The 17,009-nt window shown below is 45.7% G+C and carries 9 protein-coding genes and 1 pseudogene; 7 read left to right on the top strand and 3 right to left on the bottom strand.

Translation table 11 applies throughout. The annotated features are described in order from the left end of the window. From QT990_RS33145 to QT990_RS33160, 4 genes and pseudogenes are all read left to right on the top strand, one after another. A pseudogene (locus QT990_RS33145) lies at positions 1-442 on the top strand (hypothetical protein); the annotation flags it as partial. Between the two features lie 66 nt (positions 443-508). Then, positions 509-847: an AbrB/MazE/SpoVT family DNA-binding domain-containing protein gene (locus QT990_RS33150; RefSeq protein ID WP_333141920.1), complete on the top strand. Its 339-nt coding sequence runs from the start codon at positions 509-511 to the stop codon at positions 845-847. Further along, positions 841-1,164, top strand: a complete 324-nt coding sequence (locus tag QT990_RS33155) for a type II toxin-antitoxin system PemK/MazF family toxin (RefSeq protein WP_333141921.1) — start codon at positions 841-843, stop codon at positions 1,162-1,164. Before QT990_RS33150 ends, QT990_RS33155 begins: the two co-directional genes overlap by 7 nt. Positions 1,165-1,173: 9 nt before the next feature. Next, positions 1,174-3,816, top strand: a complete 2,643-nt coding sequence (locus QT990_RS33160) for a polynucleotide kinase-phosphatase (protein WP_333141922.1) — start codon at positions 1,174-1,176, stop codon at positions 3,814-3,816. A 458-nt stretch (positions 3,817-4,274) separates the two neighbouring features. Here the strand turns inward: QT990_RS33160 and QT990_RS33165 are convergent, their stop codons facing one another. Further along, the gene (locus tag QT990_RS33165; RefSeq protein WP_333141923.1) at positions 4,275-5,483 is read right to left on the bottom strand and encodes an argininosuccinate synthase; all 1,209 of its coding nucleotides are present in this window, start codon (positions 5,481-5,483) and stop codon (positions 4,275-4,277) included. A gap of 388 nt (positions 5,484-5,871) precedes the next feature. Here QT990_RS33165 and QT990_RS33170 point away from each other — a divergent pair, with 388 nt between their 5' ends. The 3 genes from QT990_RS33170 (at position 5,872) to argZ (ending at position 13,206) form a co-directional block, all read left to right on the top strand. Then, positions 5,872-6,810, top strand: coding sequence for a glycosyltransferase (locus QT990_RS33170; protein ID WP_333307857.1), 939 nt, complete (start codon positions 5,872-5,874; stop codon positions 6,808-6,810). Positions 6,811-7,561: 751 nt separating this feature from the next. Then, on the top strand, positions 7,562-10,714 hold the full coding sequence (locus tag QT990_RS33175; protein ID WP_333141925.1) for a PAS domain-containing protein: 3,153 nt from the start codon (positions 7,562-7,564) through the stop codon (positions 10,712-10,714). Positions 10,715-11,091: 377 nt separating this feature from the next. Beyond that, positions 11,092-13,206 (top strand): bifunctional arginine dihydrolase/ornithine cyclodeaminase, encoded by a 2,115-nt coding sequence (gene argZ, locus QT990_RS33180; protein ID WP_333141926.1) that lies wholly within the window; start codon positions 11,092-11,094, stop codon positions 13,204-13,206. 121 nt (positions 13,207-13,327) lie between these two features. Here argZ and QT990_RS33185 read toward each other — a convergent pair whose 3' ends face one another. Both QT990_RS33185 and QT990_RS33190 read right to left on the bottom strand, forming a co-directional pair. Further along, positions 13,328-14,500 carry a hypothetical protein gene (locus QT990_RS33185; RefSeq protein ID WP_333141927.1) on the bottom strand — a complete coding sequence of 391 codons (1,173 nt, stop codon included), beginning with the start codon at positions 14,498-14,500 and terminating at the stop codon, positions 13,328-13,330. Then, positions 14,490-16,871, bottom strand: coding sequence for a hypothetical protein (locus tag QT990_RS33190; protein ID WP_333466269.1), 2,382 nt, complete (start codon positions 16,869-16,871; stop codon positions 14,490-14,492). The genes QT990_RS33185 and QT990_RS33190 overlap by 11 nt, the downstream gene beginning before the upstream one ends. Positions 16,872-17,009: the final 138 nt, after the last annotated feature.

Here is a 17,009-nt window from a genome sequence, read left to right on the forward strand (position 1 = left end):
CTGGTGGCTGTGGGCTTTTTCATTCCTTTATTTTACCAGATGCCGCCACTTAAGTTTTTTTGACCTGAATCCTTACATTCAAAGTTCGCTGATTTATCGGGACAGTCGCTTGACTGGTTTTGATGCGGCGGCGGTAATTGAAGTGATCGAACATCTGGATTTAGAACGGTTAGCTGCTTTTGAGCGGGTTTTGTTTGAATTTATCCGACCCAAAAGTGCGATCGTCACAACTCCAAATGTTGAATATAATGTTCGGTTTGAAAAGTTGCCTGCGGGCAAATTTCGCCACCGGGATCACCGCTTTGAGTGGACAAGAGCCGAATTTCAAACTTGGGCGAAAGGGGTTGCCGAACGGTTTGGCTGTGGGGTAGAGTTTCGTTGTGTGGGAACCGAAGATTTAGAAGTAGGTTCGCCTACGCAAATGGCAATATTCGCCCAGTGAAAATAATACGGACAGTCTGTTTGTGCTTACAATATAGTTAAACTTGGAAAAAAGCAGGCTTCCGCTATGAGTAAATCTATTCAAACCCAGATCGTTGAAATTGACAATTCTCAGGGCATTCGCATTCCCAAATCTTTGTTAGAGCAAATTGGTATTAGCGAAGCAGTAGAAATCGAAGTTCACGGCGATCGGATTGTCATTCGTGCAGCCCTAAAACCGCGTGTCGATTGGTACGTCATTGGTTCAGCCCAAAAACCGCCTGCCGATTGGATCGTCATTGGTGCAGCCCCAAAACCGCGTGCCGGCTGGGAGGAAGCGTTCGCAAAAATGGCAGACCAACATGATGATGTCCTTCTTGATGATGTCACCACTACGGAGTGGGAGGAGCTTGAGTGGGAATGGTAGTCAAACGTTTTGATGTTTTTGTAGTTAAGCTTGATCCCACCGTTGGCAGTGAAATTCAGAAAACTAGACCTTGTTTGGTGATTTCACCAGATGAGATGAACAAGCGCATTGCCACTGTCATCATTGCTCCAATGACAACGAAGAGGCGACCATATCCCAGCCGCATAGATTGTCATTTTCAAGGCAAAGATGGGCAAATCGTCCTCGATCAAATTCGGACTGTTGACAAAAATCGATTAGATGAATATCTCGGTCAAATCAGCGCTGACGAACAAAAAGCAGTTTTAGATACTTTGGTACAGATGTTTGCTGAATAATATTATTAAATGAAAATCACGATTCCCGAACTATCCCTAGTCGTTCTCATCGGTGCATCCGGTTCCGGCAAATCCACCTTGGCGCGGCAGCATTTCCTACCTACAGAAATCATTTCATCGGATTACTGCCGCGGTCTGGTTTCCGACGACGAAAACAATCAAGCGGCCACCGCTGATGCTTTTGAAGTATTGCATTTAATCGCGGCTAAACGTCTGGCCGCAGGTAAGCTAACTGTGATTGATGCCACCAACCTTCAGCCGGAAAGCCGCAAACCTTTGTTGGAATTAGCCCGAAAATACCATTGCTTTTTGGTTGCTATTGTGCTAGATTTACCAGAAAAATTGTGTGCCGATCGCAATCAACAACGTGCAAACCGCAATTTCGGAAATCATGTAATTCGCCGCCACGTTCAGAATTTAAAGCGATCGCTCAAATCTCTAGATAGGGAAGGATTTCGCTACGTTTACGTCCTCCGTTCCCCAGAGGAAATCGACGCCGTAGAAGTCGAAAGACAACCGCTGTGGAACAATCGCAAAGGCGACTGCGGCCCTTTTGACATCATCGGTGATGTTCACGGATGCTGCGACGAATTGGAACAATTGCTGCAACACTTGGGCTATCAAATTATCGAAAAATCCAGCGAATCCGATTGGGGGAATTTTCCCACCTACGCGCACCCAGAAGGGCGTAAAGCCGTGTTTTTGGGAGATTTGGTCGATCGGGGCCCGCGCATTCTCGACACCCTCAAACTCGTGCGAAACATGGTACTCGCAGAAACAGCTTTATGCGTACCTGGAAACCACGACATCAAACTGCTGCGAAAACTCAACGGCAAAAATGTCAAAATCAACCACGGACTCGAACAAACCTTAGCAGAAATTGCCGCTTTACCGGATGAATTGCGCGAATCAGCAGTACGAGAAATTCGCCAATTTTTAGATAGTTTGATTGGGCATTACGTCCTCGATGGCGGAAAATTAGTCGTCGCCCACGCTGGGATGAAAGCTGAATTTCAGGGACGTGCATCGCGCCGCATTCGAGATTTCGCCTTGTACGGAGAAACAACTGGCGAAATCGATGAATTCGGCTTGCCCGTCCGCTACAATTGGGCCGCCGAATATCGAGGTCAGGCAGCGGTTGTTTACGGACACACCCCCGTTCCAGAAACAGAATGGTTGAACAATACTGTTGATATTGACACTGGCTGCGTTTTCGGAGGCAAACTAACAGCTTTGCGGTATCCCGAAAGAGAATTTGTCAGCGTTCCCGCTGCTAGAATTTACTGCGAACCTGCCAAACCGATCCTCTTTCAAGACAGCCCAACTCCACTTAACAATAGAGACATTAATTCACCCGCGATCGATAGCGGTTTGGCGGCAGTGAATCTCACCGCCCAACAGCAGTTTGATGACGTACTGGACATTAGCGACGTACTCGGAAAACGCATCATTTCAACTCGCCTGCAAAGTAACATTACGATTAAAGAAGAAAATGCGATCGCAGCCCTAGAAGTAATGAGTCGGTTTGCCGCCAATCCCAAATGGCTGATTTATTTACCGCCCACAATGTCTCCCGCTGCTACCTCCAAAAAACCAGGACTTTTAGAACATCCAGCCGAAGCATTTAGCTACTACCAACAGCAGGGCATATCGACAGTTGTGTGCGAAGAAAAGCACATGGGTTCCCGTGCAGTTGCGATCGTTTGCCGCGACGCATCGGCAGCTTTACGCCGATTTGGCATTCTCAGCGAGAGTATGGGCATTTGCTACACCCGCACGGGACGGCATTTTTTCGATAATTCTACCTTAGAAAGAGAATTTTTAGCGCGGGTAAATGTCGCTCTCACTGCCAGCAATTTTTGGGAGAAATTTCAAACTGATTGGGTGTGTTTGGACTGCGAATTAATGCCTTGGTCAGCCAAAGCTCAAGGTTTATTGAAAGAGCAATACGCCGCCGTGGGAACAGCATCTCGTCACGGGTTTGCGGAGGCGATTAAGAACTTAGAACAGGCAAACCAGCGGGGAGTTGAAATCAATTCTTTGCTAATCAGCTATCAAGAGCGAGCCGAACTAGCCGATCGCTATGTTCATGCCTATCAGCGCTACTGCTGGCCAGTAAAATCGCTCTCCGACCTCAAATTAGCACCTTTCCACATCTTGGCAACCGAGGGAACTGTTCACACTGACAAAAATCACTGTTGGCACATGGAACAGATTTCACAAATTTGTCAAGCTGACCCGGAATTCCTGTTAGCTACTGAATACAAAATAGTTGAAATTGCAGATTTTGACAGCCAATTGGCGGGGATTCAATGGTGGGAAAAACTGACGGCGGCGGGAGGCGAAGGAATGGTTGTTAAACCAATGGATTTTATTGTGAAAAATAGCAAAGGACTTGTACAGCCTGCGGTAAAATGTCGCGGTAAAGAGTATTTGCGAATTATTTATGGTCTGGAATATTCTTTGCCGGAACATTTAGAAAAACTGCGATCGCGCGGACTTTCCGGCAAGCGTTCTTTGGCGTTGCGAGAGTTTGCTCTCGGTATAGAAGCATTGGAGAGATTTGTTGCGGGTGCTCCTTTGAGACAAGTTCACGAGTGCGTTTTCGGAGTTTTAGCGATGGAGAGCGAACCTGTCGATCCGAGGCTGTAATCGGAAGGTAGAAAGCAGGCAAAAATCTCGATTTGACAGTAATCTGGCAGGGGTTTAAACCCCTGCCTCAAAGCTAAATTTGTCTGAAGACAGTTTAACAAATTATTAGAAAAACAACCAATTACCAATTACCAATTATTACTGTATTTTACTAACTCAGAACTTAGGTAATTGGCACAGGTTGGGCGAGTGCAGCAAATAAGGTTCGCCATGTACACCCTACTTTAATTCCACGAATCGGCGGCTGAACATCCAATAAGGTTCAGTTAAAACTATTTATTCCGGGCGAGATCCCCCTAAATCCCCCTTAAGAAGGGGGACGCAAGAGTAATTTCTTGTCCCACCCCCTACTCCCCTTCGTAGGGGCGGTGCCCCCGTGCCCGCCCTAGGCGCTAGGGGGGATCGAGCTTAACTGAGCCGTATTGGCTTAACATCAGGTTTTTAACCCTAATTGCTTCCTATTTGTAACCTCTATTTTTTTCCGACCAAATGCGGGTTGGTAGTCCCCAAACATAGACAAATCCTTCGGCAGCTTTGTGATCGAATTCGTCCTCTGCGCCGTAGGTTGCTAAGTCGAAACTGTACAGGGAATTTTCCGATTTGCGGCCAACAATTGTCGCATTTCCTTTGAACAGTTTGAGCCGCACGGTTCCAGTTACTCGCTTTTGCGTGTCCTGAATAAATGCGTCTAAAGCTGTTTTCAAAGGATTGTACCAAAGACCGTTATAAATCATTTGGCTGTAGGTTTCTTCGATGCCTCGCTTGTACCGCGTCACATCTGCTGTCAGCGTCAAACTTTCTAAGTCTCGGTGCGCGTGCATCAAAACTAAAATCGCTGGTGTTTCGTAAATTTCCCGCGATTTAATCCCGACGAGGCGGTTTTCAATCATGTCGATTCGGCCGACTCCGTGGTTTCCAACTATTTCGTTGAGTTGGGAAATTAAGGCGACTGGTGATAAATTTTTGCCGTTCAAAGTGACAGGATTTCCGAACTCGAAACCGATTTCAATATATTCGGGTGTGTCGGGAGTTTGTTCGATCGCCTTTGTCATCAAATAAACTTCCTCTGGCGGTTCCGCCCAAGGATCTTCGAGGATTCCGGCTTCAATTGCCATTCCTAATAAGTTGCGATCGATACTGTAAGGCGAAGACTTTTTCACCGGCGACGGAATGCCGCATCTTTCGCCGTATGCGATCGTTTCCTCGCGGCTCATTTTCCACTCCCGCGCTGGTGCTAAGATTTTAATCTTGGGGTTGAGCGCGCCGATCGACACATCGAACCGCACCTGATCGTTTCCTTTGCCGGTGCAACCGTGGGCGATGGCATCTGCACCGTATTTTTCCGCCGCTTCTACTAACAATTTAGCAATCAGCGGGCGAGCGAGGGCAGTCGAAAGGGGATAACGGTTTTCGTAAAGTGCGTTAGCTTGAATCGCTGGAAACGCATAGTCTTTGACAAATTCTTCGGTAGCATCAATAACTAAAGATTCCGAAGCACCGGATGCTAAAGCTTTTTTGCGGATCGGTTCTAATTCGTCTCCCTGTCCCAAATCCGCGGCCAGAGTAATTACTTCTTCAACACCCCACTCGTTTTTGAGGTAAGGAATGCAGACGGAGGTATCGACTCCGCCGGAATATGCTAGGACAACTTTTTTAGCGCGACTCATTGTTCTTTACATCCTGAATTTAACTGACATCTTGCACCCTTGTCACTAAGCTTTTCAGGGCGGGCTCTTCGACCCAACCCCTACTCCCCACAAAAAAATATCATTTTTGTGGAACAGGCATCTTGCCTGTTCGAGAGAATGGGGTAAGATGCCTGCCCCACAAGAAAATTAAATGTTTGTGGAACAGGCATCTTGCCTGTTCTGGAGAATGGTGCAAGATGTGATATTTAACCGACTTTTCATTATGCACCTAATTGAGATCGATTCTTGTCAGAAATAGTACAGATTTATATATTCTTTTTTTGCTAAACTTGGCTATTTACCGGGGGAGTTGCTGCGGAAAATCTGCTACCGTGGGATACGGTAACTGTGGCGATGGGGAAAAGCCGTGTTTTTTAGTGTTGTGATTCCGACGTATAATCGTAAACCGATTTTGGCAAAATGTCTACTGGCTTTGGAAAATCAGCAGTTCGGTGAGATTGTCAGAGAGTATGAAGTAATTGTCGTGGACGACGGATCGACGGACGGGACGCTGGAGTGGTTGGCCGCAAATGCTGACTTGTTGCCTCATGTGCGATCGATCTGTCAATCTCACCAGGGCCCGGCGGCGGCCCGGAATTTGGGCGTTGAAGATGCTAAGGGCGATACGATTATTTTTATTGACAGCGATTTGGTGGTAACAGAGCATTTTTTGCAAGCACACACCGATGCTTTACTACAGGGTTACAAAGATACTGATGCTGTTTTTACTTACGGCAGCGTGATTAATACTTGCAATTTCGACAATCCTACCTCAGAACCTTACAAAATTACCGATTTTTCGGCGGCTTATTTTGCTACGGGAAATGTGGCGATCGCCCGCCACTGGCTGCTGGCTGCTGGACTTTTTGACAATCGCTTTCAACTGTACGGATGGGAAGATTTAGAGTTGGGAGTTAGGTTAAAAAAATTAGGTTTGAAACTCATTAAATGTCCGGCTGCTGTCGGCTATCACTGGCATCCACCTTTTAGTTTAGAGCAAATTCCTGGCATGATTGACCGCGAAATTCAGCGCGGTAGAATGGGAGTTTTGTTTTATCAAAAACACCCAAATTGGGAAGTACGGATGATGATTCAAATGACTGTTTTGCACCAAATTCTGTGGGGATTTTTATCATTAGGTGGAATGCTAAATGAGCGAACGATGACTCCTTTTTTGCAGTGGTTGATTGACCAAGGCAAGCCGCAGTTAGCTCTAGAAATTGCTCGGATTTTTCTGAATTGGTATAACGTGAAAGCCGTGTACGCCGCTTGCGGGGAATTGCAGGCCGAGAACAACATACCATAAATCAGCCCGACAGCGCAAATAAAATATAATATATTGTAGGAGTCTTTCAGGGGCCATTGGTGTCAACTTAAGCTCATAATTAGTAACGGTATACTGTTTGACAATTATGCCTACACTGCCCTAGCGCTGCTTCAGAAGGGGGATTTAGGAAACAGGGCTGTTTCGGGGCAACCACGGGGGATTGCCCCTACGAAAAACCAGGCTTTTGTAGGGGGGTGCCAAGAATGCCCGCCCCCACCCAGAGATGATTTCATGGGCATTTCAGGCATCGGTGGAACCGGGCGTGGGTTTTGCCCCTACAAAAAAATGAAACCGCCCTGGATTTAGGGAACTCAAGACTTGGATACAAACCAGAAAAAAAAGAACTTTAGTCTTAAGTTGACACCCTTCGGTCTGTTTTAATTAACCTTTCGAGTGTGGGTATCTAGTGACCAAACACAATAGAGAGCCACCCGGTAAAGGGAGGAAAAACCGGGTTATAAAAATTGTAAAAGTACAAGTTTTACCTTTAATCAAAATTCCTTGCTTAGCCTGTGATTTGAGGCATCAAGGCTGTTTTCTAACTCGGCTCCGATAAGTTGAGCCACCAACATTTTCAAAAGAGCATTGTTTTTGATATAATGACAGATGATTTAGGAGTGTGCTATATAGTCAATAGTTGTGCTGGTTCATCGGAGAGTGTTAGCTACAAGCGGTTAATGACTTTAAAAATATTCCCACATATACAACTTGAAGAGTTGGAGGGTTTACTGTGAATACAACTGACGATAAAAATCCAAGACTAGAAACAATTAGACTTCAAAACACTGTCTTACAAGAAAATATTTTAATGGTGGACGACCATCCAGAAAGCTTGCGACTTTTATCCCAGCTTTTGTCTAAGCGGGGATATAAAGTGCGGCCGACACGAGATGGCAAATTGGCTCTTAACTTTGCTCTGTCGAGTCCACCGGATTTGATTTTGCTGGACATTATGATGCCCGGTATGGATGGCTATCAAGTCTGCGAACAGCTAAAAGCTTGTCCGCAAACCAAACACATTCCTGTGATTTTTATTAGCTCTTTAAATGAAGTTTTTGATAAAGTCAAAGCTTTTTCGGTGGGGGGGGCCGACTACATTAGTAAACCATTTCAAACAGAAGAAGTGGTGAGCCGTGTCGAAAATCAACTGCTTCTGAACCGTCTTTATAAACAAATTTTAGCACAAAATGCGCTGCTGCAAGCAGAAATAGAAGAACGCAAGCGGATCGAAGCCGAACTCCGAGACAGCCAACGCTGGCTGTCGGCGGTAATTCAAACACATCCTAATCTTTTGTACGTTTCCGATTTGATTGAACAGCGAACTCTGTATATCAACCGCGAAATCTATAGCGATATTGGCTACACCCTGGAAGAAATCCAGCAGATGGCAGGAGGATTTCTTCCTAACTTAATACACCCTGACGATTTGCCCGGATTCTTAGAACACATGAGCAGGATTGAGGCAGCAAAAGACGGTGAAAGCTTTGAGTTTGAGTACAGAATTCCGCACAAAAATGGTGAATATCGCTGGTTTGTTAGCGTGGATACAGTGTTCGCCAGAACACCAGACGACAAACCTTGGAAAATTTTAGGAACGGCTACTGAAATTAGCGATCGCAAACAAGCCGAACTCGAACTTAAAACAGCTTTAGCTGCTTTGGAACGGCAAATTAAGCAAAGATTTCTGCTAGAAACAATTACTCTGGAAATTCGTTACAGCTTAAAGCAGGAGCAAGTTTTTCAAACAGCGACTGCCCAAATTGGTCGCATTTTTAATGCTGATTGCTGCTTGGTTCACACCTACACAGAACACCCTATTCCCAGAATTGTTAATGTCGCTGAGTACAGAAAATCCGCCTCCAAATCGCTTTTAGATTTAGAAATCCCCATAGATGGCAATCCTCACGTTCAGTTTTTATTGTCCCAAGATCAAGCTGTAGTTTCTGACGATGTTTTTTCCGAACCGCTGCTAGAAAACGTCCGAGATTTGTGCGGTCAAATAGGTTTGAAGTCGATGATATCCATCCGCACTTCCTACCAGGGAAAAGCCAACGGAATGATATGCCTGCACCAGTACGATCGCCCGCGCCAGTGGACACCAGATGAGATCGGATTATTGAAAACTGTGGCGGCACAAATGGGAATTGCGATCGCTCAAGCCAATCTTCTCGAACAAGATAAACAACAGCGACTTAAACTTCAACAAAGCGAAGCTAGTCTAGCAGCAGCCCAAAAAATTGCCCATATCGGCAGTTGGGAATTTGATTTAGTCACAAATAAAATCACTTGGTCAGAAGAAGTATTCCGCATTTTTGGTCTTGACTCAAGTGCAACTGAACCGACATCTGCCAAACTTTTAAAGATGTGTCATCCCGACGACAGAGAATTATTTCAACAAACAGTCAGCCTGACTATCTCACAAGGAATTTCCTACAAAAGAGAGTTCCGATTTTTGCATCCTAGCGGTCAAATTATATACCTCGAAGGAAGGGGAGAAGCTGTTTTTAGTGAAACAGGGGAAGTAATCAAACTGTTGGGAACAGTGATGGATATTAGCGATCGCAAACAAGCCGAAGCAGCTTTGCAAATTAGCGAAGAACGTTTTTATCTGGCATTTGAAGGCAGTGCGATGGGATTGTGGGATTGGAATCTGGCCACGGGAGAAGTCTATTTTAATCCCCGGTGGAAAATGATGCTGGGATATGAAGTAGAGGAAATAGCAAATAGTTTTGCATCCTGGGAGCAACTGGTACATCCAGAGGATTTGTCTCCGGCTAAAGCAGCGCTAAATGCTCACCTGGAAGGCAAAAATCCTACTTACGAAGTGGAATTTAGGATGCTGACAAAATCCGGCGAGTGGAAGTGGATTTTAGCTCAAGCGAAGGTGATGGAACACGACGCTTCGGGAAATCCTTTGCGGATGACGGGCACCCATATTGATATTAGCGATCGCAAACAAGCCGAAGTAGAGTTGCAATTTAGCGAACAGCGAGAACGAGAAAAAGCGCAACAGTTAGAACAAACTCTGGCCGACTTAAAAAAGGCTCAATCTCAGCTTATTCAATCCGAAAAAATGTCAAGTATCGGGCAAATGGTAGCCGGAATAGCCCATGAAATTAATAACCCGATTAGCTTCATCTACGGCAATATTATTCCCGCCGCACAGTACGCTCGCGATTTGGTGAAGTTGCTCCAATTCTACCAGCAATACTATCCTGAACCAGTTCCAGAAATAGCCCAAGAATTGGAAGAAGTCGAGGTGGATTTTATAGCTGGCGATTTCCCGAAAATCATGGCTTCAATGCAAGAAGGTGCTAACCGCATTAAGCAGATAGTGCTGTCTTTGAGAAACTTTTCTAGACTCGACGAAACAGATCGCAAAGTAATAGACATTCATGAAGGAATAGAGAGCACGTTGGTGATTTTGCAGCACCGATTCCAGTCACAGCCAAAACGTCGGGAGATTCAAGTTATTAAAAATTACGGGAACCTGCCCAAAGTCGAGTGTTATCCGGCTCAATTAAACCAGGTATTTATGAATTTGCTGGTGAATGCGATCGACGCTATAGAAGAGTCATCAGCCCACTGTACTTGCAAAGTTAACCAGATTCGCATTGTTACTGAACTCAGCAGCGAAAATCAAGTGTGTGTGCGGATTGTTGACAGCGGGCCCGGTATCCCTCCCGAAGTTCAGTCAAGGATGTTTGACCCGTTTTTTACTACCAAACCTGTCGGCAGCGGCACTGGTTTAGGGTTGTCGATTAGTTACCAAATAGTTAAAGACACCCACGGCGGTAAGTTGGAGTGTCATTCAGAAGTTGGCCGGGGAACAGAATTTGCGATCGAACTGCCGATTTCGCAAAAGTTGAAAGTTGAAAGTTAGGAGAAGCTGTCATATCATGTCGGGTAAATTAACCCTAATTCTGGTGGGGGCGGGTTCACCAACAATCTATAATATCAGCCACAGACGAGCGTAAACGCCCCTGCACCGTCAGATTAGGGGCAATTCAACGCACAGGATATTAATCGTCTACCAGAACCTATTTTAGAGTGCGTCATAACCTGACATTTTCTCCAGTATTTCCTGCGAACGGTCTGTCATTTAATGTAATCTCATCTTAAACATGATATAATAAAGAGTTAGCCTTTTGAGGCTCCAGACGTTGCGCTGCTAAAATTAGTAGTGAATATTACAGTTGCTATTATACAAACTCTGTCAACATACGTCTGCTGTAGCGTCTACCACATTTTAACTGAATTATGACTGACTCAATTCGCTTCCTCATGTGTGCTCCCGACCACTACGATGTGGATTACGTGATTAATCCGTGGATGGAGGGAAATGTCCACAAATCATCGCGCGATCGCGCCGTCGAACAGTGGGAAAAACTTTACCACGTCCTCAAAGACAACGCCGTTGTAGACCTCGTACCGCCGGCAAAAGGCTGGCCGGATATGGTTTTCACCGCCAACGCAGGCTTACTTTTAGGCAATACCTTCGTCCTCAGCCGTTTCTATCACAAAGAACGCCAAGGCGAAGAACCCTATTTCAAAGCATGGTTTGAAAGCAAAGGTTTCACCGTGCACGAACTCCCGAAAGACTTGCCGTTTGAGGGCGCTGGCGATGCTTTGCTCGATCGCGAAGGACGCTGGTTGTGGGCCGGATACGGCTTCCGTTCCGAACTCGACTCGCACCCGCTACTAGCAAAATGGCTCAACATAGAAGTGCTTTCCCTGCGTTTAGTTGACGAACGTTTCTATCACCTAGACACCTGTTTTTGTCCTCTGACAGGCGGATATTTGCTCTACTATCCAGCAGCATTTGACTCGTATTCCAACCGCTTAATCGAAATGCGAGTTGCGCCGGAAAAACGCATTGCTATTGAAGAAGCCGATGCCGCAAATTTTGCCTGCAATGCGGTCAATATTGACAAAGTTGTGGTAATGAACAAGGTTAGCGAAGCCTTGAAAACGCGCATTACTCAGGCTGGTTTTCAAGTAATTGAAACGCCGATGAGCGAATTTCTAAAAGCGGGCGGCGCCTGTAAGTGTTTGACGCTACGGGTAACGGAACCAGTGCAAGAAGATCGATCGGCAAACGTGATGGTAGAAAGCCGCACAATTCGCATGGAAGGTCACTTGCTCGATGCGGGTTTAATCAGCCGTGCTTTAGACTTAATTGTCGATCTCGGTGGCAGTTTCCAAGTGCTCAATTTCAATCTGGGAGAGCAGCGGCAAAGCACATCATCTGCGGACGTTAAAGTTTCGGCTCCTTCCCACGATGTGATGGAAGAAATGATGGGAATGCTGATTGACTTGGGTGCAGTGCCGCCACCACAAGAGATTTGCGACGCTATTTTAGAACCGGTAGTGCAAGATGGCGTTGGCCCGGACGACTTTTATGTTAGTACGATTTATCCCACGGAAGTGCGGGTAAATGGTCAGTGGGTGAAAGCGCAAAATCAGCGGATGGATGGTGCTGTTGCTATTACTGAAACCGCTGATGGCCCAGTGGCTAAATGCAAATTATTGCGCGATTTAAAAGTAGGAGAAAAAGTCGTTGTAGATGTAGTGGGTATCCGCACCATCCGCAAAACAGAATCGCGGGAACAGCGCAATTCTCAAGAATTCAGCTTTATGTCGGGCAGCGTTTCTAGCGAGCGCCGCGTAGAATTGGTGGTGGAACAAGTAGCGTGGGAATTGCGCCAAATTCGCGATCGCGGTGGCAAAGTTGTAGTTACGGCGGGGCCTGTTGTTATCCACACTGGCGGTGGCGAACATTTAGCGCATTTGATTCGCGAAGGTTACGTGCAAGCGTTGTTGGGCGGAAATGCGATCGCGGTTCACGACATGGAACAATCGAATATGGGAACCTCTTTAGGGGTTGACATGAAACGCGGTGTTGCTGTGCGCGGCGGACATCGGCACCACTTGAAAATAATTAACACTGTGCGGCGTTACGGGAGTATTGCAAAAGCTGTTGAAGCAGGGTTGGTTACTAACGGTGTGATGTACGAGTGCGTGAAGAACAATATACCGTTTTCTCTGGCGGGTTCGATCCGCGATGACGGGCCACTTCCCGACACGCAAATGGATTTAGTTAAGGCTCAAGAAGAATATACTGAGCTGTTACGGGGTGCGGATATGGTGTTAATGCTGTCGTCTATGCTGCACTCAATTGGTGTGGGAAATATGACGCCGGCTGGTGTGAAGATGGTCTGTGTGGACATTAATCCGGCGGTGGTGACGAAATTGAGCGATCGGGGTTCGATCGAATCTACTGGAGTTGTTACCGATGTCGGATTGTTCCTAAGTTTGTTGGTGAATCAATTGGATAAATTGACTAGCCGCCATCATGTAGCTCAATCTGTTTAGATTCGGCGGTTGAAACCGCGTCTATACAAACGAAGTCCGCCTGCGCGGACTGAAGAATAGAGGCTGGTAGGGTGCACAATGTGCACCTTACAGAGCCGATAATAATGCTCATTATAATCGCTCAAAATGCGCCCCAATAAATTGAGCGATCGCCCTTTCGATCGCCCTTTTCTCCTGCAGAGGATGTAATTTCTAAATTAGGGGCGGTGACGGGAGACAAATCGCCCGGTAAAGACCTAATTCGCAACTCATTTAGCAAAGCATTAATATTGTTCGGCTCAGCATCCAGAATGCTTGCCAGCGGCAGCAGATTTTGCACTGCATATTCGCCGAGTCGAGCATTAATACTCTCTGCTAAATAGCAGAGCATAATGTATCTGCTACTGCTACTGATAATATGAAATATTTTATTCAACTCATCAAAGTATTGAGTCCCCGGTATAGATGCCGCGATTTTGGTTTCACCCTTCCAGAATAAATCTACATGAATTTGACTAGCTGGCGAAACTTTAGCCTTTGCAATCCAGATGATATTGAGGATTGGTTCCGAGTCGCGCTCGTGGAAAATCAGCCGCTTTAAACCCGATATAAATTCTGGGGAATTTAGCGTATTTTGCCATTCTCGACACCAATCATTACTTTTAGCATTTAGGGCATTTTTGACCGTCGTCGGATGTTCAATCACATCTTTTAATAAAGAAAGACTTCCCGCAGCTTTGGCAAAGTTTGGGGAGATTTGCTGGTGCAGTATCTGGTTGGGATCAATGTAATCTTTGCGCCAAGGTGCGTCGGGGATGAGAACTTGACAGGCGGGAGCAAGTGTGATGTTAGCAGTAAGAATCGGTGGGTTTTTAACTGTGCAGCCTTCTAATGACTGTTGAGATTCTAGACGGCCGATGACCTCGATCGCAGAGTTTTTATCTGCTGCGTTTAAAGGTGTGTTGCTGTACTCTGCTGCTAATTCTTCGAGAAAATCTAGGTAATCTTGTACAACAGGCGATCGCCCTTGTCCCAAAAGCTGATAGACTTCGGAAAATGGATGAGAAACCGCTATAGTTGTGCGGCGGTTGCCGAAAAAAGGCACGTCATCCAAAAAAGCGTATTTTGGCCGCCAAAACTTACCCCTAGACTCATCCCACAGACATTGACGGTGAGCAAAGCGCTTTTGAATTTGCTGGCGTTGTTCGCTGGAAATACTGCCTTTGATGAAAGTATCATCGAGATACTTGTAAATTGCCTTTACTGATTGTAAATGTGCGTTTAGAGCGTCGGATGTCGTGATTTCAACTGTCATTTTCCCAAGTTTTGATTAGTGTATCAAAGTGGTCGATAACTGTAGTGGTATCTACAGGCTGAAAACCAAGTGCAGTTCTGATTTCGGGCTTCAGCAAGTCGCGATCAGGGCGTGCAAATAAAAATTTTTGGCTAGCAACTAAGCGAACATCTTGAATGAAACAGACATCTTTAGCGCGATACAGCCTGGGTTCAGGTATCGCAGCGGCGGGATATTGGCTTAACTTCTCAGGATTTTGCTCGACAGGAAGCCAAGGTTTATCTGCGAGTGTTTCAGCCAGTGTTTTGTTGGTATTCCCAATTTGGGTATATTTTAGTGCCTCCCAATTATCAACTATGTAGTTAAAAACCGCAATACAAGCATCGGTTACTGCGCCTGTACCCGAACGATTGGCGGTTTGAATTAGATTGTCAACACAAGCTGCAATGTCATCTGCACTCAAGGTTTTTCGCATCCCCAAATTATCGAAAAAATCGAGCCAGAGTGCATAATCCTGCGAGTAAAATTCCATGTCTGGAATAGCTGCTAAATTTCCGAGAATGTTGCGGATTACTTGACTTTCGGGATTGTAAATTAGTTCGACAGAGCGTAATCTGCGATCGCTACAGCGTACCAAACGCGCCTTTTTCAGCTCTTCCTGGAATGAAAAAGCATTCTCTCCTGCTTTTTCTAGTTCTTTGCAAGCATCATTCAGATGCTCTCGAATCCACGCCAGCGCGATTAATTGTTCTTCAGGAGCAAATGAGGCATACTCAGGTAACAAACACTCGCGAATTAGTCTAGCGCGATTCAGTACCGGAACTTGCAAAAATTGGAACAGCCGCAGCCATTGCCTGTTTTTTTCTATGCGTAAAAGCCTCAACGTACCTGCAATTTCCGGCGGTTCGTATCCACCGCCCGGAAGGTAGACATTTTCATCGTTGAGGGAAACTATTTCGTGGGAAGTTGTGGGGTAAATTGGTAGTTGACGCAGCTTGTTGAGGCTATCTTGGTCGTAATTTGTTGGTTCTGAAGCTGCCAGGAAATTGAGGAGAGAGGTATAATGCTGTTGGTGGTAGGGCGGCAAACCTCGATCGCACCGCGAAGATACTGTGTCTAGGACATCTGGGCCTGTCAGAAAATAGACTAACAGATTTTTGTGTCTTTGAGCAAATTGGGCGATCGCACTTTCAAGTTTAGCCGGTGCTTTGACAAGCGTCACCCCAAAATACTGTACAGCCTCGATCGTTTCCGCTGCAATATTATCAGCGCACAACAAAGGAGTTTCCGCAGTTCCTCCTTTGTGAAGCTTACCATCATTTCCCGGAACCAGTGGAACTTTCTTTAATTCCTCGACTGTTTCTGGCGACAGATATCTGGGGGAGATATTAAAAAAATAATTGTATACGAGAGTCAACCACTCTGCATTTGGTGGATTTAGTGCATCAGATTGCCAATCGCATTGTGACTGCGTTGAACTAATGACATAAACCAATTTTCTCGCTACTTCTGTAGCCTTCATTTCTGACACGCCAATCATGTTATGTGTAGGCACTACCTGGCTTAAATCTTGATGCAAAAACCATTCTAGATGATCGGCAAATATCTGCCTTGATGTCTCTTCGGAAAAGTAAATAGTGCCTATCGGGTTGTAACCAAATACTTGCAGAGTATTATTAGCGAGAAAAGCTAGCGGCAAACCGCGCAAATCCCGGTGATTGTCGCTGATGCAATAGCGCAGCATATTCGCAATCCACTGTCTATTTTGCAAGCTGGGTTTCGGTGCATCTTGCAAGGGGACGCCTAGTTGTTTGTTTTCGGTTAAGTGTTGTCGCAAGTTAGCTGCCGTGAATGTTTGCAACAGCAAACCTGCATCTTTAAAAGCTGCCAAAATTGACTCGGGTAATGGCGGTTCGGGAATGTCGATATTGTCGGCGCGCATTGCTGCTAATAATTCGTCCCACAACTTTTTAGAAGGTAGATTTTTGACTGTCGGAGGCGTCACCCATCTTGTTTGTGACACCACGGCCCCGCTGAATAGATGTTGAGTTACAGCGTGTTCTACAGCCGATCGCACAACTGCTCTCTGATACAATAACTGTATGACAAAACGGTGCAGTTCTTCGAGAGCTTTGCTGACAGTAATTTTGCTAACAGGCCAAAGTTTGTAAAATTCCTCTGGCTGATACCTGCCAATATCTTGCACTAAATCAACAATTAAGTTAGCATAAGCGTGGGACAAAACGTGCTGTGCGAGTAGCTGGTTCCAAATAGCTCTCGGTCGGTCTTTTCCAGTTTGTCCGCTGTCGCTGCTGAGGTTATCCCGCGAACTATTTAAGTTAAAAAAACCGTTGATGTGAACGGGTAGCCCAGTTTCCAGGGGAAGTGGCAAAAAACAGTAAACTTTCCCGCCCACAGGTTGAGGATTTCCCTCGGTACTAACAGCATTAATCCGGCGTTGCTGAGTTAGAGTATGAATAGGAGGAATAATTTATGCAATGCCCAGAATGTAAATCAACCCATATCCGTA

Origin of the sequence: Microcoleus sp. T3_B1, assembly GCF_036700445.1 — a bacterium.
Lineage (GTDB): Bacteria > Cyanobacteriota > Cyanobacteriia > Cyanobacteriales > Microcoleaceae > Microcoleus.

Bases quoted from the DNA above. Each gene is read 5' to 3' on its own strand.
- QT990_RS33150 (WP_333141920.1), top strand. From the start codon at position 509: ATGAGTAAATCTATTCAAACCCAGATCGTTGAAATTGACAATTCTCAG.
- QT990_RS33155 (WP_333141921.1), top strand. From the start codon at position 841: ATGGTAGTCAAACGTTTTGATGTTTTTGTAGTTAAGCTTGATCCCACC.
- QT990_RS33160 (WP_333141922.1), top strand. From the start codon at position 1,174: ATGAAAATCACGATTCCCGAACTATCCCTAGTCGTTCTCATCGGTGCA.
- QT990_RS33165 (WP_333141923.1), bottom strand. From the start codon at position 5,483: ATGAGTCGCGCTAAAAAAGTTGTCCTAGCATATTCCGGCGGAGTCGAT.
- argZ (WP_333141926.1), top strand. From the start codon at position 11,092: ATGACTGACTCAATTCGCTTCCTCATGTGTGCTCCCGACCACTACGAT.
- QT990_RS33185 (WP_333141927.1), bottom strand. From the start codon at position 14,500: ATGACAGTTGAAATCACGACATCCGACGCTCTAAACGCACATTTACAA.